Origin of the sequence: Enterobacter cloacae complex sp. SHL009, from assembly GCF_049237205.1 — a bacterium.
In the GTDB taxonomy this organism is placed as follows: Bacteria; Pseudomonadota; Gammaproteobacteria; order Enterobacterales; family Enterobacteriaceae; genus Enterobacter; species Enterobacter cloacae_M.
Genome location: NZ_JBMKIW010000009.1, coordinates 1 through 21,157 on the forward strand (window position 1 = coordinate 1; position 21,157 = coordinate 21,157).

Below are 21,157 nucleotides of genomic sequence, written 5' to 3' on the forward strand. Positions count from 1 at the left end.
AGACGACGACGTTGATAGGTCGGGTGTGTAAGCGCAGCGATGCGTTGAGCTAACCGATACTAATGAACCGTGAGGCTTAACCTTACAACGCCGAAGCTGTTTCGGCGGACGAGACGACACAATCAAATTTCAGCCTGATACAGATTAACAGAATTTGCCTGGCGGCTTTAGCGCGGTGGTCCCACCTGACCCCATGCCGAACTCAGAAGTGAAACGCCGTAGCGCCGATGGTAGTGTGGGGTCTCCCCATGTGAGAGTAGGGAACTGCCAGGCATCAAATTTAGCGTGCTGATATGGCTCAGTTGGTAGAGCGCACCCTTGGTAAGGGTGAGGTCCCCAGTTCGACTCTGGGTATCAGCACCACTTTATACTTAGGGTAAAGTTCGGCAAGAAGTAAAAGAATTTGTCTGGCGGCTTTAGCGCGGTGGTCCCACCTGACCCCATGCCGAACTCAGAAGTGAAACGCCGTAGCGCCGATGGTAGTGTGGGGTCTCCCCATGTGAGAGTAGGGAACTGCCAGACATCAAACAAGTGAAGAGGCCATCCGAAAGGATGGCCTCTTTGCGTTATGATTCTCGTGAAAACGGTAGGCCCGGTAAGCGCAGCGCCACCGGGCAAAAACAGCAGATTAATGAATCACCTGCGACAGGAATGCTCGCGTACGTTCTGACTTCGGATGCGCAAAGAACTCATCCGGCGGCGCCTGTTCAACAATCTCACCGCGGTCCATAAAGATCACCCGGTCGGCCACGGTTCGCGCAAACCCCATCTCATGCGTCACACACAGCATGGTCATGCCGGATTGAGCCAGCCCAATCATGGTGTCCAGAACCTCTTTCACCATTTCCGGATCCAGGGCAGATGTCGGTTCATCAAACAGCATAATTTTCGGCTTCATACACAGCGAACGGGCGATAGCCACACGCTGCTGTTGGCCACCCGATATCTGGCCAGGGAATTTATTGGCATGCTCTGCGATACGTACGCGTTCCAGGTAGTGCATTGCCAACGCCTCCGCTTCCTTTTTCGGCATCTTTCGTACCCAAATCGGCGCAAGCGTACAGTTCTGCAGAACGGTCAGGTGCGGAAACAGATTAAAGTGTTGAAATACCATTCCTACTTCCTGACGTACGCGTTCGATATTGCGGATATCTTCATTCAGCTCGATACCATCAACCACAATGCGTCCTTGCTGATGTTCTTCAAGATGATTAATACAGCGAATGGTTGTGGATTTTCCGGAGCCCGAAGGGCCGCAAAGGACGATGCGTTCTCCCTGCTTTACCTTAAGATTAATGTCCCTCAGGACATGAAATTGTCCGTACCATTTATTCACATTTTCCAGCGTAATCATCGCGTCGGCGGGTGTCATAGTTATTTGGCTCATAATTTCCTCAGTGCGGTGTACGCCCGGTGTTAAAGCGCTTTTCCAGATGCTGGCTGTAGCGCGACATGCTAAAACAAAAGATCCAGTAGATCAGGGCAGCAAAGACATATCCTTCGGTGGACATACCCAGCCAGACAGGGTCAACGGTTGCCTGTTGCACGCTGCTAAAGAGATCGAACAATCCGATGATGATCACCAGACTGGTATCCTTGAAGAGGGCAATGATCGTGTTGACCAGACCCGGAATGACCAGCTTGAGTGCTTGTGGAAGAATGACCAGTCCCTGCGTTTTCCAGTAACCGAGAGCCAGTGATTCCGCCGCTTCGTACTGGCCTTTAGGCAACGCCTGCAAACCACCTCGCACAACTTCAGCGACATAGGCGGACTGGAAGAGAATCACCCCCACCAGGGCACGGATCAGCTTGTCGATGGTTGTTCCCTCTGCCATAAACAGCGGCAGCATGACCGACGACATGAACAGGACGGTGATAAGCGGGACGCCACGCCAGAACTCAATGAAGATAACGGAGAGCACGCGGACGATCGGCATTTTTGAACGCCGTCCCAGGGCCAGTAAAATCCCCCACGGCAGAGCACCGGCTATCCCCACTGATGCGATAATCAACGTCAGCGTCAGCCCGCCCCACTGGCGTGTTTCAACGCGTTCCAGCCCCAGAAAACCGCCATACAGCAGCACCCAGACAATAATCGGATAAACCACCGCCCAGACGGCAATATAGCGTCCACGGTGAGGCAGCTTTTTCCAGAACATGACTGCGACAGAGAGCAGACCGATAACCAGCGCCAGATTAATCCGCCAGCGCTGTTCATGTGGATACAACCCATACATGAACTGACCGAAGCGTTCATGGATAAACACCCAGCAGGCGCCGGCTTTTGTACAGTCTGCCCGAGTTGAACCGACCCAGTTGGCCTGTAAAAACGCCCAGTTCAGCAGGGGAGGAATCAATTCCCACATGAGCCACAGGCAGACAATCGTCAGCAGGCTGTTACTCCAGCTGGAGAACAGGTTCTTGCGCGCCCAGAGAATGAAACGTCCACCTGTCGAGTTGGCAGGGCGCGAGGAGTGCGACAGTATCGCTTTTGTCATCATAAATCCTTAGCGCTCGACCAGTGCTATACGACGGTTATAGAGGTTCATCAGCAATGAAATCACCAGGCTGATGATGAGATAGACAGACATCGTGATGGCGATGGTTTCAATGGCTTGTCCGGTCTGGTTAAGCACGGTTCCGGCGAAGAGTGACACCATATCCGGATAACCAATAGCGGCGGCCAGCGACGAGTTTTTAACGATGTTGAGATACTGGCTGGTCAGAGGCGGAATGATGACCCGTAAAGCCTGCGGGATGATGACCTGGCGAAGCGTCACGGTATGGGGTAATCCCAGCGAGCGTGCCGCCTCGTGCTGTCCGTAAGGTACGGCCTGGATCCCTGCACGGATAATCTCTGCGATAAACGCGGACGTATAAATCGACAGCGCCAGCGTCAGGGCCGCCAGCTCGGGAATTAACACCATTCCACCCTGGAAGTTAAAGCCTCGTAGGTGTGGAACATCCCAGTGCAGCGCGGCTCCAAACAGCCAGTGTGCCACCAGCGGCAGGCTAACGCTCAGGATAACTGCCGTGGGCCAGGTTCTGCGAAGCTGACCGGTTTTGATCTGATGCTTGCGGTTAAAACGGAATACCCCGGCAGACAGAGCAAACGCTATCACAATCGCGCCGATAAAAGCGTACAGCCCTTCACCCGGCTGAGGAGAAGGAATGGACAATCCACGGTTACTCAGGAAAAACAGCTCAAACGCGTCGACGGCCTGGCGGGGACCGGGAAGGTTACGCAGTACGGCGAAATACCAAAAGAAGATCTGCAGGAGCGGGGGGATATTGCGGAACGTCTCGATATAAACGGTCGACAGTTTCCGCAGGAGCCAGTTTTCAGAAAGACGCGCCAGGCCAATAAAGAAGCCCAGTACCGACGCGAAAACGATACAAAGCGCCGATACCAACAGCGTATTCAGTAAACCGACCACGAACACGCGTCCGTACGTGTCACCTTCCTGGTAATCAATAAGGTGCTGAACAATACCAAACCCCGCGCTGCGATCTAAAAACGCGAAACCGGAGGTAATGCCGCGGTTATTCAGGTTGGTGATGGTATTATGGATGAGATACACGGCGATGAGAACAACCGCAACAATAGCAATAATCTGGAATAGCCAGGCACGGACCGCGGGATGAGAAAAGGATAGCGATCCTTTTACGGCTGAGCGGCGATGGGACATAAAGAAACCTCAGTAACCATGACTCTGGAGTGGGCACTGCCGGAGCAGTGCCCGTTACAGCTATGACTTAACGTACTGGTGGTGCGTACTGAATACCGCCGTTGTTCCAGAGATTGTTCTGGCCGCGTTTGATCTTCAGCGGGCTTTCCGATCCCACGTTGCGCTCAAAGATCTCAGAGTAGTTGCCCACCTGTTTGATGATGTTGTAAGCCCACTTGTTATCCAGCTTCAGATCCTTGCCGAAATCACCTTCTTTACCGAGCAGGTGTGCCATATCCGGGTTGGATGGCTTAGCGGCTTTTTCATCAACGTTTTTGGAATTGATGCCCATCTCTTCTGCGTTCAGCATGGCAAACAGCGTCCAGCGAACGATAGAGAACCAGTCTTCATCGCCGCGACGAACGACGGGGCCGAGAGGCTCTTTGGAGATCACTTCAGGCAGGACAATCCACTCTGCCGGATTGCTCAGCTTAATGCGTAAGGCATACAGCTGTGACTGGTCAGAGGCCAGCGTGTCGCAACGGCCGGATTCCAGCGCTTTGGCCGATTCATCCGAGCGGTCGAATGTCACCGGGGTGTATTTCATGTTGTTTGCTTTGAAATAATCCGCGACGTTCAGCTCGGTATCGGTGCCCGCCTGGATACAAACGGTGGCGCCATCCAGTTCCTTAGCGCTTTTCAGGCCGGCTTTATTGTGGGTCAGGAAGCCGATGCCGTCATAATAGGTCACGCCCGTAAATGACATCCCCATGCCTGCATCACGGGAGGAGGTCCAGGTGGTGTTACGGGAGAGCATGTCGACCTCGCCGGACTGCAGCGCCGTAAAGCGTTCTTTCGCCGTCAGCGGGGTGTATTTTACTTTGCTGTCATCGCCAAAAACGGCGGCTGCAACGCCACGGCAGACGTCCACATCAATACCGGTAAATTTGCCGTTCGCATCGGCATAAGAGAAGCCAGGCAAACCGTCACTGATACCACATTGAACAAAACCTTTCTTTTTAACGGCATCCAGTGTCGTTCCCGCATGGGCTTGACCGGCTACGGCAAACAACATACCTGCAGCGGCCAGGCTGGTTATCATCGTCTTTTTCATAATGCATCCTGTGTGGCGTAATTTATCGTTATAGAGGCGTTTTTAAACGCTTTACCTGTCTGTGGCTTTGGCCAACGTTTATAAAGCAAACGTAATGCCAGTTTTGCGTTCGACAAAATAAGAGACGAGTGAACGCTTAATGCTGAGTGTAGACAGGCTTAAATAAAACGAGCGCCCCGAAACGGTGCGAAATTACAACCTGTGCCACAAATTGGAGCAAAAGTTGCGAGTCGGGTCTGGAAAAAGAAGAGATAGTTTTTAGCGTGAATATTGGCAGGGTATTCAATAATATTAATGTGTGAAAATCATCACGATAGAATAAGTAATTTGAATGAGTATGCAAAAAAGCTGTGACTGACTTCAGGCTTAGATTAATTACGTGAATAAATACGGGGCTATTTTTTTACTTATTTGAAAATACTGCACTCATTAAAAGCAAAAGCGCGGCCAGAGCCGCGCTTTCTCAACAGATTTTACTTGGTCAGGGCAACAATACCCAGCGTCAGACCCGCTACTGCGGCAGCACCGCCGGCGATAGCACCCGCAGTCTCCCAGTTATCCTGGGTGGTGCCTTTCATACAGGTATTGGTATGAACCAGTCGGCCCTGGTCGTCGTAAACCGGTACACATGGAGAGTCGTGCGCGCAACCAGCAAGCAGCGCAGCGAGAAGTGCAACGGAAATGAATCTTTTCATGATGTTACCTCAGTATTATTTCTCATCCGCTATTAAGCCAGGAGGGCTATTAACGAACTGGAGGTTATTTTACCACCGGGGTAAGTCCTCGTTACACGAGGAATAATCTCAAATTATGTAGTTTGTAAAAATCGTGGAGAAAAGTCGGTTTAAGGAGGCATTAATGGAGGAATTATGGAGTTGCAAGAGACTGTTTTTACTTAATGCAAATCATCATATTTTTAATGCTGCCTTTATGTAAAGCCTAATTCATTGTTTATGTTAAAAATAAAAAGGCACCAGAGGTGCCTTTTCAGGGAAACATTAACCTTTATGGTGAGTAAACCGTCGCCGAACAACCACAAAGAAAACAGGCACGAAGAAAATCGCCAGAAGGGTTGCGGAAAGCATTCCCCCCATAACGCCCGTACCGACGGCGTTTTGCGCCCCGCTCCCGGCCCCGGTGCTGATCACCAGCGGCATGACGCCAAGAATAAAGGCCAGGGATGTCATAAGGATCGGTCGAAGGCGCATCCTGGAAGCTTCCAGCGTGGCTTCAATAATGCCTTTGCCTTCTTTATCCATCAGGTCTTTAGCAAATTCGACGATCAGGATGGCGTTTTTAGCCGATAAACCAATCGTCGTCAGCAGACCGACCTGGAAATAGACGTCGTTGTTTAACCCGCGCAGCGACGCTGCGAGAAGAGCCCCAATGACCCCCAGCGGCACAACCAGCATGACGGAGAACGGAATGGACCAGCTTTCATACAGCGCAGCCAGGCACAGGAACACCACGATCAGTGAAATGGCGTACAGTGCTGGCGCCTGGTTACCCGAGAGGCGCTCCTGATAAGACATCCCCGTCCAGTCATAGCCGATACCGGAAGGCAGTTTTGCCGCGAGACTTTCCATCATAGCCATGGCCTCACCGGTACTTTTACCCTGAGCTGATTCACCCAGGATCTCCATAGAGGGCATCCCGTTATAGCGCTCCAGACGAGGTGAACCATAGACCCAGTGAGCGTTGCTAAAGGCGGAGAATGGGACCATTTCCCCATTCGCGCTGCGCACGTAAAGGTTATTAATATCTCCCGGCAACATACGGAATTTTGCGTCGGCCTGTACGTAGACCTTTTTCACGCGCCCACGATCGATAAAGTCGTTCACATAGGTGCCACCTAAGGCCGTCGAAATCGTCTGGTTGACGTCAGAAAGACTCACGCCCAGCGCCTGCGCTTTCTCCTGGTCGACATCCAGCTTGAACTGAGGCGTATCTTCAAGGCCGTTAGGGCGGACGCGAACCAGCAGGTCAGGGTGCTCTTTCACCATGCTAAGCAGCTGGTCACGCGCCTGCGTCAGCTGGTTATGCCCCAGGTTCGCCTGATCGATCAACTCAAAATCGAAGCCCGTGGCGGTACCCAGCTCAATAATGGCAGGCAGGTTAAAAGGGAACACGAGGCCATCTTTAATCTGACTGAAGGCTTTTGTCGCGCGACCCACAATGGCTTCAACGCCGTTTTCCGCCCCCGGGCGCTCCTCCCAGGGCTTCAGGCTGACGAAGGCAATGCCGGCGTTCTGACCCTGGCCGCTAAAGCTAAAGCCGTTTACGGTAAAGACAGAATCAACGTTCGCTTTCTCTTTGTTCAGATAGTAGTCCTGAACCTGATCAAGAACCTGCTGAGTACGTGTCTGGGTTGCACCCGCCGGGAGTTGAACCATCGTCATAAACACCCCCTGATCCTCTTCGGGCAGGAAGGAGGTGGGCAAGCGCAGGAAGAGCACCGCCATCCCTACGACGATAATGACGTACACCGCCAGATAGCGCCCTGCCTTACGCAAAATACTGCTCACGCTGTTGCTGTAGTGCTCCACGCTTTTATCGAAGAGCGCATTAAACCAGCCGAAGAAGCCACCTTTTTTCTCATGATGGTCGCCGGATAGGGGCTTAAGCAACGTTGCGCAGAGTGCGGGCGTCAGGATTAGCGCAACCAGTACGGACAACGCCATAGCGGAAACGATAGTCAGCGAGAACTGACGATAGATCGCCCCCGTCGAGCCGCCAAAAAAGGCCATCGGAATAAAGACCGCCGAGAGCACCATGGCGATCCCGACCAGTGCACCCTGGATCTGCTCCATCGACTTCTGCGTGGCCTCTTTCGGCGGCAGTTTGTCTTCGACCATGACGCGTTCAACGTTCTCAACGACCACGATAGCGTCATCGACCAGCAGACCAATCGCCAGCACCATGCCGAACATCGTCAGGGTATTAATGGAAAAACCGAACGCCGCCAGAACCGCAAAGGTACCCAGCAGGACGACCGGTACCGCGATAGTCGGGATGAGCGTTGCCCGCAGGTTTTGCAGGAACAGGTACATGACCAGGAAGACGAGAATGATTGCTTCAAACAGGGTCTTCACCACTTCGTGAATGGAGATCTTCACAAAAGGCGTGGTGTCATAGGGATAGACCACTTTCAGCCCCTGCGGGAAGAACTGCTGCAGTTGCGCCAGCTTGCTCTTAATGGCTGCCGCAGTGTCCAGCGCATTTGCCCCGGTTGCCAGCTTAATCCCCAGACCGGTTGCCGCCTGCCCGTTGATTTTAGTGACCATGTTGTAGTTTTCGCCACCCAGCTCAATACGAGCCACATCCTTCAGATGCACCATCGAGCCGTCCTGGTTCACCTTGAGCGTCACGCGACCAAACTCCTCCGGTGATTTCAGGCGGGTTTGCGCGATGATTGAGGCATTGAGCTGTTGCCCGGGGATGGACGGCGTTCCGCCCAGCTGGCCTGCAGCTATCTGGTCGTTCTGCGTTTTCAGCTGGTTGATAATATCCTGTGGCGTCAGCTGGTATTTGTTCATCGCGTTGCTGTCGAGCCAGATGCGCATCGCATACTGAGCGCCAAACAGCTGAACGTCACCGACGCCAGACGTTCGGCTGATGGCATCTTTGACGTTCGAAGCGACATAGTCAGAGATGTCATTCTGCGTGAGATTTTTGTTGTCTGAAACAAAGCCGGCGACCAGCAGGAAACTGCTGCTGGATTTCTCCACACCAATCCCTTGCTGCTGTACCTCTTGCGGCAGCAGCGGCATGGCGAGCTGCAGCTTGTTCTGCACCTGTACCTGGGCGATGTCCGGATCGGTCCCTGACTCGAAGGTCAGGGTGATGGTGACGTTACCCGCTGAATCGCTGGTGGAGGACATATACATCAGGTTATCGATACCGTTCATGTTCTGTTCGATAACCTGGGTCACGGTATCCTGCACCGTTTGAGCGTCAGCTCCCGGGTAGGTCGCGGATATCGCCACCGCGGGAGGAGCAATGGTCGGATACTGTGCGACGGGAAGTTTGAGAATGGCCAGCCCGCCTGCAATCATCAAAATGATGGCAAGCACCCAGGCGAAAACCGGTCTCTGAATAAAGAAATTAGCCATGTCGTCGTCCCTTAACTGGCTGGAGCCGTGGTGGTATCCGGCGTGGCGACGACGGTTACCCCCGGGCTGACTTTCTGTAGCCCGCTGACAATCACGCGGTCACCGTTTTTCAGCCCTTCCGTTACCAGCCAGCGGTCGCCAATCGCCTGAGACGCAACGACGGTTCGCGGCTCAACCTGGTTTTTATCGTTTACCACCAGCACGGTTGCATCGCCTCGCGGTGTACGGGTTACGCCCTGCTGTGGTACCAGAATCGCATCCGGCTGGGTGCCTTCATCAATGCGGGCGCGAACGAACATGCCGGGTAACAACAGATGCTGAGGGTTCCGGAAAATGGCGCGCAGGGTAATCGATCCGGTACTTTCATCGACCGTGACGTCAGAGAACTGCAATGTGCCTTTTAGCGGGTAGGGCTGCCCGTTCTCCATCAGCAGCTCAACGTTGCTGGCGATATCACCTTTTTGCAGGCTCGTTTGTTTCAGGCGCATAAAATCATTACTGGACTGGGTGACATCAACATAAATCGGATCGAGCTGCTGGACCGTTGCCAGCGCTGCGGCTTGCCCGTTCGTCACCAGCGCCCCTTCTGTCACGCTGGATTTTCCGATACGACCATCAACCGGAGAGGTCACTTTGGTGTAGGCAAGGTTGATACGTGCGCTTTCAACGCCCGCTTTTGCGGCAACCACGCTGGCATCTGCCTGCTGAGCCGTCGCCACGGCCTGGTCATACTCCTGCTTACTGACATACCGGGTGCCTACCAGCGGGAGATAACGTTTCACCGTCAGGTGTGCAATATTGGCTGCCGCCTGAGCCTTCGCCAGTTCGCCTTTCGCACTGTCATAGGCCGCCTGATAGGTCGCAGGATCGATCTGGTAGAGTGACTCGCCCGCTTTTACATCGCTGCCCTCCGCGAAGTTGCGGCGAAGAATAATGCCGCTGACCTGAGGACGAACCTCCGCAACGCGAAATGCATCTGTTCTGCCCGGGAGATCAGTGGTGACAGCCAGAGGCGCGCTTTTCACAATATGCACGCTGACCTGAGGCGCCTGCAGATGCTGTTGTTGATTTTCCTGACCATCGCATCCAGTGAGCAGTACCGTGCAGACAATGAAACCGGATAAGGGCAAGCGTCTGAAATGATTCGTCATTACTGTTCCTTTAAATACCCATTAACCGATATATGCTGCGAATCGGTAGCAGGGGCAGAGGGATAAAAATAAAATGTAGCTGCGTATAATAATGAGGGTATTTAATGTTTTTTAATTTATAAGTGCGAATGACCATGCTTGTAGAAGAAAATCAGAATCAGACCAGCTTCATTCTTGGATATAGTTCAGGCATGTTAATCAGGTAAATGAGTTTAATGTTTTTAATTATTCACTCCGCCAATTTAATTGGAGCGATATATTTATATTGATTATAAATTAAGAGGGGTGACTTTTTTTGTGCAAAATTAAAACGGATTTTAGTGAATACTTACATTTGCATGAACGCAATATTACTTTTAAACCTTGTGAGTAACGAGTAGTTGCCTATGGCGCGTAAAAAGAAAGAAGAGGCTCAACAAACCCGGCAGCAGCTGATTGAGGCGGCTATCGGACAGTTTGCCACGCGTGGCGTAGCCAGCACGACGCTGACGGATATCGCTGATGCCGCTAAGGTGACGCGCGGTGCGATCTACTGGCACTTCACCAGTAAGTCTGAAATATTTAATGCCATCTGGGAACAGCAATTACCGCTTCGCGACATTATTAACGACAGGCTTTCCCTTTCCGATAGTGACGATCCATTGTTAAAACTTCGTGAGCAATTTATTACCGCGCTGCAATATATTGCTCATGAACCCCGGCAATGTGCGCTTTTACAAATTCTGTATCATAAGTGTGAATTTAGCAGTGATATGATATCTGAACGCGAAATCAGAAAGCGTATCGGATTCAACGATGACACGCTACGCGCCACGCTGGAGACCTGTATTTCGCGAAACATCATTTCGCCACAGGTGAATGTTGATCTCACCTTGATTGTATTCCACGGTTTTTTTAGCGGAATAATCAAAAACTGGTTAATGAATAACGACAGTTTTAATCTTTATCAGCAGGCTCCCGCTCTGGTCGATAGCATACTGGCAACACTCCCGGTTATTCGCGTGTCGCCAGATGAGGGTGCTTACTGCTCAGCGCCAGGTAACATTTCCCCTCGGGCACAAAGCGCCTCTATGGCCTGCGCGCTGACGGGTTTACCTAACAGATAACCCTGAAGGGTGTTACAGCCAAGCTCGGTTAAAAAGGCTTGCTGCGCTTCGGTTTCCACACCTTCAGCCACGACTTTCAGGTTAAGTGTTTTAGCGAGGGCCACAATTGCTGAGACAATAGTGGCATCCTCGCTCTCGCCGCTGAGCTCTTTCACAAACGCCCTGTCGATTTTCAATTCGCAGGCCGGTAAGCGCTTGAGGTACAGCAGGCTCGAATATCCGGTGCCAAAATCATCAATGGAGGCCTTCACGCCCGCATCCGTCAGCTCTGTCAGCACGCGTACGCTCTCATCCGGGTTGCTCATCGCCGTGGTTTCCGTCACTTCGAGGATCAACATTTCCGGTGGCACCTGGTGAAGTGCCAGGCAGTCGAGAACCGTTTTAACCAGTGAAGGTTGTTCAAACTGCAGTGTCGACAGGTTTACCGCCATTGACCAGCTTTGATGCCCCTGGAGATGCCATTCCCGCAGCTGGCGGCAGGCTTCATTAATCACCCAGTTGCCAATGGGGACGATCAGCCCCGTTTTTTCCGCCAGCGGCAGAAAAAGGTCCGGCGTCAGTAGCCCCTGCTTAGGATGCTGCCAGCGCAATAACGCCTCGAATCCGAGGACCGGGCCCGCCGGGGCGTGAAATTTTGGCTGATACAGCAGGCGCAGCTCATTGCGATCGATTGCCATCCACAGATCGTTCATTAACTGGAGATGGGTCTGCGCCAGGGTGTTCATGGAGGGCTGGAAAAAGTGGTAACCGTTACGGCCCATATGCTTCGTGTGATACATCGCCGCGTCGGCGTTAAACATCAGCTCACGCTCGGTTTTGCCGTCGTGAGGGTAGAGCGCGATACCAATGCTGAGGGTCACTACCAGTTCATAGGGGCTGAGATTGAACGGGCTATCGATCGCGCGCACCAGCGAATTTGCCAGCGATGCCGCGTCGTCCGGACCTTCTCCCTCTGCCAGCAGAACAAATTCATCACCGCCGATACGTGCAAGGGTGAACTGGCCTTTCAGGAGAAGCAGCAGACGCTGCGTAACGGCGACCAGCAGCCTGTCACCGACATCATGGCCGTAGGCATCATTGATGGCTTTAAAGCCGTCAAGATCCATGAACATCAGGGCAAAGTGGTTCCCTTCACGATCGGCTTTGCTGATGGCCTGATCGAGTCTGTCTTCCAGCAGGATACGGTTGGGCAGGCGCGTCAGGGTATCGTGTAGCGCCAGTTGAGCGAGTTCCCGGTTAGCTTCTGCCAGCGACGAGGCCAGAAGGGCGGTACGAGCCTGAAGGCGGGCATCCAGCATCGACACCAGCAGGGTGATCCCAAGAATAGAGAGCGCGACGACGCTGACGAGCACCGCCAGCCAGCTCCCGTTGATACCCTCATGGTGAACCATTGTGGACATCGGAAACTGCGCCGCTTTCATCCCGGCATAGTGCATGCCGGCAATGGCAATTCCCATCGTGATGGCGGCACCCATGCGCATCAGCACGACCTGAGCGGCTTCGCGACGCAGGCGGAAGGTCAGCCATAATGCCGCGAGCGAAGCGGCAAGCGCAATCACGACCGAAATGGCCACCCACATCTTGTCCCAGATAATCCCTGGCATCACTTCCAGCGCCGCCATGCCGGTGTAATGCATAGCAACAATACCGCTCCCCATCACCAGCGCGCCGGGCAGCAGTCGGCGCAGGCGTAGTTGCTCGCAGCTCACGAGCCATAGCGCAAACAGCGACGAACCCACGGCGATGACCATGGATAACACCGTCAGGGTGGCGTTGTAGCTCATGCTCATGGAGAGGTCCATCGCCAGCATGCCGATAAAATGCATGGCCCATACGCCGATGCCCATAGCAATACCGCCGCCAGCCAGCCAGACGCGGGCAGCGACACCTTCACTCCCGGCGACGCGTGCAGCCATGTTCAACGCGGTATACGCAGCAAGAATGGCAACAACAAAGGAGAGGACGACAAGGATAGGGTTGTATTGGCTGACCAGCATGGACGGTTCTACTCGAGTGTGGGGTTACGCTAGAGCGGTTGAGAAGGGCGAGACATTATCACCGTCAGGTAATGGCTCAAAGGGATTTAAATCCCCGTTTTTAGTGGGTAATAACGGGGTGGTTTGCGCAATCGGGCGGTTAGTCGAGCTCTGAGCAGTTCACGAGTTTCAGCGGATTAACGGAGTTCATATTGCGACACTTATCGGTTTCGGTGCTCATCAGTTCAATCCACTGCATCAGGAGTGTATCGAAAATGAGAACGGAGATTGCAAAGACAACCAGCCACCAGTATTTACGAATCATTGTGTCATTCCGCGAGAAGATCGCCAGTAAGGTGGGGGAAATATACACGAAAAACCGTGGTTGAAAAGCGGGAGAGGCGAAGGTTTACAATGCGTTGACGGAGAAGCGCAGGTAATAAAAAAGGCGCTTCCCCATGCCGAAGAGCGCCTTTTTAAACAAGCATTTAACTGATTAGTATCAGTTCATGCCGTATTTTTTCAGTTTCTTACGCAGAGTACCACGGTTGATACCCATCATCAGCGCAGCGCGGGTTTGGTTACCGCGGGTGTATTGCATCACCATGTCCAACAGTGGCTGTTCAACTTCAGCCAATACCAGCTCATACAGATCATTAACATCCTGACCATTCAGTTGAGCAAAATAGTTCTTCAGTGCCTGTTTAACCGAGTCACGCAGGGGCTTTTGAGTTACCTGGTCCTGAGAGTTAACGGTAGAAACGGTCAGTACGTCAGAATTTACGCGTTGTTCGAACATAGTTCTGTCAGCTCTTTATTTCATTACGCAAGATTTTCGAAGTATGCCTCCAACGCCTCCAGCTGTACGCTGGCATCCTCTATGGCGTTGAATGTGCGCCGAAACTGGTCATCTGGAGCGTGCTCCTGGAGATACCAGGAGACGTGTTTACGCGCAATTCGGTACCCTTTTGCCTGACCGTAGTGGTCATGCAGTTCCCGAACATGCGAACAAAGCAAGCGCTTAACCTCTGCCAGAGGCAGCGGGGCAAGCAGCTCCCCAGTGTCCAGATAATGCTGGATTTCCCGGAAGATCCAGGGTCTTCCCTGAGCTGCACGTCCTATCATCAGAGCATCAGCTCCCGTATAGTCGAGTACAGCCCTGGCTTTAAGCGGGTCAGTTATGTCGCCATTCGCGATAATCGGAATGGAAACTTTCTGCTTAACTGCCCGAATGCTGTCGTATTCAGCTTCACCGTTGAACAAACAGGCGCGAGTGCGTCCATGGATGGTCAGGGCCTGAATGCCACAGTCTTCGGCCAGTTGGGCAATCTCTACACAGTTACGGTGTTCCGGCGACCAACCCGTGCGAATCTTCAACGTAACAGGAACGTCCACCGCGCTGACAACCGCCGTCAGGATAGCTTTCACCTGGTCGGGGTATTGCAGAAGGGCTGAACCTGCAAGCTTGCGATTCACCTTTTTGGCCGGGCACCCCATATTGATATCAATAATCTGGGCACCACTTTCCACGTTAATCCGCGCGGCATCTGCCATCTCTTCAGGCACGCTTCCGGCAATTTGCACGGTGCGAATACCTGGTTCATCAACGTGCACCATCCGAAGGCGGGATTTATCGCTTTCCCAAACCTGCGGGTTAGACGACATCATCTCGGATACGGTTAAACCGGCTCCCATCTCATAGCACAGCGTCCTGAACGGCCGGTCTGTAATACCTGCCATTGGGGCTGCGATCAGGCGATTTCTAAGCTGGTGGTGTCCGATGCGCATGAGTTAAGAAATGACCATACTGTGACTGCAAGGCGGCGTATATTACGCATTTTTTGCACGAGATGAAAGGCCAAACTTTGAACAATCCACTGTTGTAGATCAAGGAATCGCCACCCAATCTTCCCGTTAAAAATTATTCATTATTTAAATCATTAAGTTATATGATAATGGTTATTTTATGGGCGCTTACAATTTCCCGTAACTTCTCATCATTTCTGAATAAATGCGTCGCTGAAGCGGGATAATCTGCTGTTTTTAGCAGCAGATTTCCCTTCTTCTTTGCGATCTGCGTCGCATTTTAGAACATGATCGTCATGCGAAAAATGCGTGTTATTCGACCACGACGCGCCCATGCAGCGACTGTACCGGACGGTTATTATCGTGATGCATTGTCTGGGTGAATCTGGCCAGCTGTTCTGCAGAAACCGTCAGGGGCTGTTTAAGTACAATCCAGGTAACGCCTTCTGAACACGGTGGAGTGGTCAGTGAACCGCTAAAGCGCCAGTACGTTTTATTTTTTGGCAGCAGTTTGTTCAGGTTGAGATCCTGTTTGATGGAGACGCTCTGCTCGGCCTGCTGAGGCATAACGCGCCACAGTTTTTCTAGCTCCGGGTTTGCGGTTCCTTTATCAAACATGACCGCCACCACCGTCAGTTCCCCACTGGCATTTTTATGAACCAGATGCATTTCCATCGCGTATCTCTTGCCATGTACGGTGTTTTCGCTCGGCGCGTGGAAATGGAACTGCTGTAACGTCCAGGTCTGCTTATCGAGAGTAAGAGTATCGCGGGTGTTCGCCTGTTCACCTGCCTGAATGGTATGGCCATTGTTCGTCAGCGTAACAGGGCCATCAACGTAGTGGGTTTGTAGCGGGGAGAGATGGGCGATAGCGGTCGAATCAATATTAATAGGGGACTGGTTCATTCCGCTTTGACAGGTCTTATATGCCTCGTCCAGCTCGCCCCAGTGTTGCGGTGAACCTTCCCCTTCATAGCTCCAGTGTGATGCGAATGCTGAAGCCGAGATCATGCTCAGCGCCAGCAGCGCTGCCTTGCCTGTAACCTGTGTCATCATATTCTTCCGGTGAATTTTTTGTAATACAAATCAACATGATTTGTAGGGTTATTTTACCGAAGTATGAACGGGGGAGAGAGGATTATCAGAGGGGGAGAGGCGTGGTCAGATGACCACGCCAGATTCTTATTTTTTACGACCGGTGATGCGGCACCACTCTTCTTTTTCCACTACCGGATCGAGGGCAAAGAGATCGGCGTAGGCTTCACACACGCTGTCGGCCTGGCTCGCCAGGATACCGGAAAGCCCCAGCAGACCGCCTTCAACGGGCAGCACGCTGATTAACGGAGCCAGTTCACGCAGCGGGCCCGCCAGAATGTTTGCGACCACCACATCGGCTTTCATGGCTTCTGGCTGACCATCCGGCAGATACAGCTCCAGACGATCGGAGACGCCGTTACGCTCGGCATTATCGCGGCTGGCCTGAATCGCCTGCGGATCGATATCGATCCCGATGGCTTTTGCCGCGCCCAGCTTCAGGGCTGCAATCGCGAGGATCCCGGATCCACAGCCGAAGTCGATCACGGTCTTACCGTCCAGATCGAGACCATCCAGCCACTGCAGGCACAGGGACGTGGTGGGGTGAGTGCCGGTACCAAACGCCAGACCCGGGTCGAGCATCACGTTGACCGCATTCTCGTCCGGGACGTCGCGCCAGCTTGGGCAGATCCACAGACGTTTGCCGAACTGCATCGGGTGGAAGTTATCCATCCACTCGCGTTCCCAGTCTTTGTCTTCCAGCTGTTCGATTTTATGCACGAAACCCGCGCCCAGCAGAGGATGATTCTCCAGAATCGCGACAACCTCTTTCATATCGGTTTCGGCATCAAACAGGCCAATAACGTCGGTATCACCCCACAGGCGGGTTTCGCCCGGCAGCGGCTCAAAGACCGGCGTGTCATGCGTGTCCTGGAAGGTGATAGAGACCGACCCGGCCTCCATCAGCGCATCGCTCAGCTCTTCGGCGTTCGCGCCGGTTGTGTTCAGTTTTAGTTGGATCCACGGCATGGCAAAACTCTTTATTTATCAGTAGAAATCATAGCGGGTTGTGGGACGGGCTGACCGAAACGGTTCCCCACCACAAACGCCAGTAAACTTAGCAGTAACGAAGGCACAATTGGATGGAAGCCCAGGTACTGAATCTTAAACGTTGCGAGGACGGCGTAAAGCACGCCGCCGACAATCATCGCGCTCAGCGCACCGGCGGCATTCGCGCGCTCCCAGTAGAGCCCTAACACCAGAGGCCACAGGAATACCGCTTCAAGCCCACCAAATGCCAGCAGGTTCAGCCAGATGATCATCTCCGGCGGGCGCCACGCGGCTAACAGCAGCAATGCCCCTAACGCCAGAGTAATAACGGCCGACATGCGCTTCAGGCGCCGTTCATTCTCTGCCTGGTCAGGACGCAGGTTCAGATAGAGATCTTTAATGATCGTAGCGGAACTTTGCAGCAGCTGAGCGTTGATGGTCGACATAATGGCGGCCATCGGTGCGGCGAGGAAGATCCCGGCGGCAAATGGCGGCAGTACTTTAACCATCAGGGTTGGGATAACCAGATCGGGTACGGTAAGGTCAGGAATAACTGCCCGACCTAACGCGCCTGCCAGGTGCATACCAAACATCAGGATTGCGACAACGATAGTGCCGATAATGATACCTCTGTGCACGGCTTTGCTGTCTTTGTAAGAGATACAGCGCACGGCGGTATGCGGCAGGCCAATCACCCCAAAGCATACCAACACCCAGAACGAGGTCATAAAGGTTGGCGAAAGGATGTCATCCGCGCCCTGTGGCGAAACCAGTTTTGGATCGATCGCCTCGAGCGTTTCAACCGCATGGCTCAGGCCACCAGCAGCATGCACAATGCCGACCAGCAGAACAAGGGTGCCAACAAGCATCACCAATCCCTGCATCGTATCGTTCAGCACGCTGGCGCGGAATCCGCCAAACGCGGTGTAGAGTGCGATACTCACCCCAAAGATGACGAGGCCTGTCTCGTAGGGAATTCCCGCCGCCGTTTCCAGCAGGCGTGCCCCGCCGATAAACTGCACCGTCATTGCGCCAATAAAGGCCACCAGCAGGCTTAAGCTGGCCAGCCACACCAGTAAACGGCTCTGATAGCGGGCAAACAGCATATCGTTGAGCGTCACGGCATTGTAACGGCGTGCCAGAATGGCAAATTTTTTACCCAGTATCCCCAGCGAGAGCCAGACGGCAGGAAGCTGGATCATCGCCAGCAGCACCCAGCCTAACCCGTATTTATAGGCTGCACCTGGCCCGCCGATAAACGAACTGGCGCTAATGTAGGTCGCGGTCAGCGTCATGGCCAGCACGACGCCGCCCATCGAGCGGCTGCCAAGAAAATACTCGTTCAGGAAGGTGCCCGTCGTTCTTTTACGCATGGCGTAAACGGATAAACCAAACACCACTAACAGGTAAGCGATAAGCGGCAGAATGACTTCAAGCTGCATCATCGTCCTCCAGCGGAATATCGCGATAGATGAATTTCACCATTGCCCAGCACAGCAGGATGAAGACCAGCGGTACCAGCAGACACGCCATTTCGAACCAGTGCGGCAGGCCGGTGATGCCAATAGCGGAGTCAGGTAAGTAAGCAGTTACTAACCATGCTGCGAGATAGAGAAGGGTCAGCCACAGCGCCCAGCGCGCTTCTTTATGGGCCTGAACAAAACGTTTGTCCATTTTTTGTCCCTTGTGGATGAAGAAAGCGGGGATTGTACATGATGAGGCTTTCCAGGCCCCAGAAATAAAAAAGGCCGGATAATCCGGCCTTTTAGCAACACAGGTCTCTTACTTCTCGTTCAGACCGAGTTTTTTCTCCAGATAGTGGATATTAGTTCCACCATTCTGGAAGTGCTCGTCGCTCATGATACGCATCTGCAGATCAACGTTGGTTTTGATACCGTCGATGATCAGTTCCTGCAGGGCGTTTTTCATGCGGGCAATCGCCACGTCACGGTTTTCGCCGTAGCAGATAAGCTTGCCGATCATTGAGTCATAGTACGGCGGTACGGTGTAACCGGCGTAGATATGAGACTCCCAGCGCACACCAAAGCCACCCGGCGCGTGGAAACGCGTGATTTTACCCGGGCTTGGCAGGAAGGTGTTCGGGTCTTCGGCGTTAATACGGCACTCTACCGCATGGCCTTTCACCACTACTTCTTCCTGCTTGATAGACAACGGCTGGCCCGCAGCGATACGCAGCTGTTCTTTGATCAGGTCAACGCCGGTGATCATTTCGGTAACCGGGTGTTCAACCTGAATACGGGTGTTCATTTCGATGAAATAGAACTCGCCGTTTTCGAACAGGAACTCAAAGGTACCTGCCCCGCGATAGCCGATATCGACACACGCTTTGGCGCAACGCTCGCCGATGTAGCGACGCAGTTCCGGAGTAATGCCCGGTGCTGGCGCTTCTTCGACCACTTTCTGGTGACGACGCTGCATGGAGCAGTCACGTTCTGCCAGATAGATCGCGTTACCCTGACCGTCAGCCAGCACCTGAATTTCGATGTGGCGTGGGTTTTCCAGGTATTTTTCCATGTATACCATGTCATTGCTGAAAGCGGCTTTCGCTTCTGCTTTGGTCATGGAGATGGACTGCGCCAGTTCAGCATCGCTACGCACAACGCGCATACCGCGACCGCCGCCGCCGCCGGACGCCTTGATGATAACCGGATAGCCAATGCGTTTAGCATGAGCACGGTTAGCATCCATGTCGTCGGTCAGAGGGCCGTCAGAGCCTGGTACGGTTGGAACACCGGCTTTTTTCATCGCGGTGATTGCAGACACTTTGTCGCCCATCAGGCGGATGGTGTCGGCTTTCGGGCCGATGAAGATGAAGCCAGAGCGTTCAACCTGCTCAGCAAAGTTGGCGTTCTCAGAGAGGAAGCCGTAACCCGGATGAATTGCCACCGCGCCGGTGATTTCAGCGGCGCTGATGATAGCCGGGATGTTCAGATAGCTTTTTACGGACGGAGCCGGGCCAATACAGACCGTCTCATCCGCCAGCAATACGTGTTTTAAATCGCGATCCGCGCTTGAGTGCACAGCGACGGTCTTGATGCCCAGTTCTTTACAGGCACGAAGAATACGCAGTGCGATCTCGCCGCGGTTGGCGATAACAATTTTATCCAGCATGTACGCCTCGTTACTCGATGACGACCAGCGGCTCGTCAAATTCAACCGGCTGACCACTTTCGACCAGAATCGCTTTCACAGTACCTGATTTGTCTGCTTCGATCTGGTTCATCATTTTCATCGCTTCAACGATGCACAGGGTATCGCCTACGTTGACTTTCTGACCCACTTCGATGAACGCTTTCGCATCCGGGCTCGGGGTGCGGTAGAAAGTACCAACCATTGGGGAACGTACGATGTGACCACTGATTTCTGCTGCAGCGGCAGGTGCGGCTTCAGCTGCTGGCGCAACGGCTGCGGAGAGCGCAGGCTGCTGCACTGGCGCAGCATAAGCCTGCTGCATTACCGGGAAGCTAGCGGCTGGGGCTGCACGGCTGATTCGTACAGACTCTTCGCCTTCAGAAATTTCCAGTTCGGAGATGCCTGATTCTTCAACCAGCTCGATCAGTTTTTTAATCTTACGAATATCCATGAGTGGGTTCCGTACTCTTGTTTAGTGTGATTGTGACAAGCGTTTTACCGCTGTCTGTAAAGCGTATGAATAGCCGTCTGCGCCCAGTCCACAGATAACGCCAGCAGCGATATCTGACAGATACGAATGGTGACGGAACGGCTCTCGGGCGTGCACATTACTCAGGTGGATCTCGATAAACGGGATACTCACCGCAAGCAGTGCGTCGCGGATAGCAACACTGGTGTGCGTAAACGCGGCCGGATTGATCAGGATATAGTCCACATTGTCTTTAGCCTGATGAATACGGTCGATGAGTGCGTACTCCGCATTCGACTGAAAATGATCCAAATCCACATTCAGTGACGCTGCTTCCGTTCCCAGACGGTTAACAATTTCACTCAATGTTAGCGTGCCGTACTTCTCTGGCTCACGGGTGCCGAGCATGTTCAGGTTCGGTCCGTTCAAAACTAAGATATGGAACTTATCAGTCATAATGCCGCTATCTCCTGCGATTTTCGGGTAAAAAACAAAATATACCTTCGAAACGCTAATG

General features: G+C 53.0%; 19 protein-coding genes, 1 tRNA gene and 3 rRNA genes. 5 read left to right on the forward strand and 18 right to left on the reverse strand.

What is annotated here, in order from left to right; genetic code table 11:
• The 4 genes from ACOTZC_RS18390 to rrf (ACOTZC_RS18405) form a co-directional block, all read left to right on the forward strand.
• Window positions 1-84, forward strand: a 23S ribosomal RNA gene (locus ACOTZC_RS18390); the annotation flags it as partial.
• Window positions 85-157: 73 nt separating this feature from the next.
• Window positions 158-273 (forward strand): 5S ribosomal RNA (rrf, locus tag ACOTZC_RS18395).
• Between the two features lie 14 nt (window positions 274-287).
• A tRNA-Thr gene (locus tag ACOTZC_RS18400) sits at window positions 288-363 on the forward strand.
• Between the two features lie 43 nt (window positions 364-406).
• Window positions 407-522, forward strand: a 5S ribosomal RNA gene (rrf, locus tag ACOTZC_RS18405).
• Window positions 523-628: 106 nt separating this feature from the next.
• On the opposite strand, the gene ACOTZC_RS18410 is transcribed toward rrf (ACOTZC_RS18405), so the two are convergent.
• The 7 genes from ACOTZC_RS18410 to ACOTZC_RS18440 form a co-directional block, all read right to left on the reverse strand.
• Window positions 629-1,387 (reverse strand): amino acid ABC transporter ATP-binding protein, encoded by a 759-nt coding sequence (locus tag ACOTZC_RS18410; protein ID WP_023309440.1) that lies wholly within the window; start codon window positions 1,385-1,387, stop codon window positions 629-631.
• A 7-nt stretch (window positions 1,388-1,394) separates the two neighbouring features.
• A complete protein-coding gene (locus tag ACOTZC_RS18415) occupies window positions 1,395-2,498 on the reverse strand; it encodes an amino acid ABC transporter permease (RefSeq protein ID WP_023309439.1) in 1,104 nt (367 codons plus the stop codon).
• A gap of 9 nt (window positions 2,499-2,507) precedes the next feature.
• Window positions 2,508-3,689 (reverse strand): amino acid ABC transporter permease, encoded by a 1,182-nt coding sequence (locus ACOTZC_RS18420; protein WP_325795191.1) that lies wholly within the window; start codon window positions 3,687-3,689, stop codon window positions 2,508-2,510.
• A 67-nt stretch (window positions 3,690-3,756) separates the two neighbouring features.
• Window positions 3,757-4,782, reverse strand: a complete 1,026-nt coding sequence (locus ACOTZC_RS18425; RefSeq protein WP_421635941.1) for an amino acid ABC transporter substrate-binding protein — start codon at window positions 4,780-4,782, stop codon at window positions 3,757-3,759.
• 473 nt (window positions 4,783-5,255) lie between these two features.
• Window positions 5,256-5,477, reverse strand: coding sequence for a lipoprotein (locus tag ACOTZC_RS18430; protein WP_008502867.1), 222 nt, complete (start codon window positions 5,475-5,477; stop codon window positions 5,256-5,258).
• Between the two features lie 303 nt (window positions 5,478-5,780).
• Entirely contained in the window at window positions 5,781-8,894 is a 3,114-nt protein-coding gene (locus tag ACOTZC_RS18435) for an efflux RND transporter permease subunit (RefSeq protein WP_421635942.1), read from the reverse strand.
• A gap of 11 nt (window positions 8,895-8,905) precedes the next feature.
• Window positions 8,906-10,045, reverse strand: coding sequence for an efflux RND transporter periplasmic adaptor subunit (locus tag ACOTZC_RS18440; protein ID WP_421635943.1), 1,140 nt, complete (start codon window positions 10,043-10,045; stop codon window positions 8,906-8,908).
• Window positions 10,046-10,431: 386 nt separating this feature from the next.
• Here ACOTZC_RS18440 and envR point away from each other — a divergent pair, with 386 nt between their 5' ends.
• Window positions 10,432-11,151, forward strand: coding sequence for an acrEF/envCD operon transcriptional regulator (envR, locus tag ACOTZC_RS18445; protein WP_126303146.1), 720 nt, complete (start codon window positions 10,432-10,434; stop codon window positions 11,149-11,151).
• Here the strand turns inward: envR and ACOTZC_RS18450 are convergent.
• From ACOTZC_RS18450 to aroQ, 11 genes are all read right to left on the reverse strand, one after another.
• A complete protein-coding gene (locus ACOTZC_RS18450; RefSeq protein ID WP_421635944.1) occupies window positions 11,067-13,148 on the reverse strand; it encodes a putative bifunctional diguanylate cyclase/phosphodiesterase in 2,082 nt (693 codons plus the stop codon). The two genes, envR and ACOTZC_RS18450, sit on opposite strands and share 85 nt — an antisense overlap.
• A 139-nt stretch (window positions 13,149-13,287) precedes the next feature.
• Window positions 13,288-13,452, reverse strand: coding sequence for a DUF2556 family protein (locus ACOTZC_RS18455; RefSeq protein WP_023309432.1), 165 nt, complete (start codon window positions 13,450-13,452; stop codon window positions 13,288-13,290).
• Between the two features lie 177 nt (window positions 13,453-13,629).
• Window positions 13,630-13,926: a DNA-binding transcriptional regulator Fis gene (gene fis / locus ACOTZC_RS18460; RefSeq protein WP_000462905.1), complete on the reverse strand. Its 297-nt coding sequence runs from the start codon at window positions 13,924-13,926 to the stop codon at window positions 13,630-13,632.
• 23 nt (window positions 13,927-13,949) lie between these two features.
• Window positions 13,950-14,915: a tRNA dihydrouridine synthase DusB gene (gene dusB, locus ACOTZC_RS18465; protein WP_023309409.1), complete on the reverse strand. Its 966-nt coding sequence runs from the start codon at window positions 14,913-14,915 to the stop codon at window positions 13,950-13,952.
• Window positions 14,916-15,245: 330 nt separating this feature from the next.
• A complete protein-coding gene (locus ACOTZC_RS18470; protein WP_248169761.1) occupies window positions 15,246-15,986 on the reverse strand; it encodes a carbonic anhydrase in 741 nt (246 codons plus the stop codon).
• Window positions 15,987-16,115: 129 nt separating this feature from the next.
• Window positions 16,116-16,997, reverse strand: coding sequence for a 50S ribosomal protein L11 methyltransferase (gene prmA / locus ACOTZC_RS18475; protein ID WP_023309407.1), 882 nt, complete (start codon window positions 16,995-16,997; stop codon window positions 16,116-16,118).
• Between the two features lie 11 nt (window positions 16,998-17,008).
• Window positions 17,009-18,460, reverse strand: a complete 1,452-nt coding sequence (gene panF / locus ACOTZC_RS18480) for a sodium/pantothenate symporter (protein WP_045355372.1) — start codon at window positions 18,458-18,460, stop codon at window positions 17,009-17,011.
• Window positions 18,450-18,692 (reverse strand): YhdT family protein, encoded by a 243-nt coding sequence (locus ACOTZC_RS18485; RefSeq protein ID WP_006178860.1) that lies wholly within the window; start codon window positions 18,690-18,692, stop codon window positions 18,450-18,452. Before ACOTZC_RS18485 ends, panF begins: the two co-directional genes overlap by 11 nt.
• Window positions 18,693-18,800: 108 nt before the next feature.
• The gene (gene accC, locus ACOTZC_RS18490; protein WP_003860388.1) at window positions 18,801-20,150 is read right to left on the reverse strand and encodes an acetyl-CoA carboxylase biotin carboxylase subunit; all 1,350 of its coding nucleotides are present in this window, start codon (window positions 20,148-20,150) and stop codon (window positions 18,801-18,803) included.
• Window positions 20,151-20,160: 10 nt separating this feature from the next.
• Complete coding sequence (gene accB / locus ACOTZC_RS18495) at window positions 20,161-20,622, reverse strand: acetyl-CoA carboxylase biotin carboxyl carrier protein (RefSeq protein WP_010436174.1); 462 nt, start codon at window positions 20,620-20,622, stop codon at window positions 20,161-20,163.
• 21 nt (window positions 20,623-20,643) lie between these two features.
• Window positions 20,644-21,096: a type II 3-dehydroquinate dehydratase gene (gene aroQ / locus ACOTZC_RS18500; RefSeq protein WP_023309405.1), complete on the reverse strand. Its 453-nt coding sequence runs from the start codon at window positions 21,094-21,096 to the stop codon at window positions 20,644-20,646.
• Window positions 21,097-21,157: the final 61 nt, after the last annotated feature.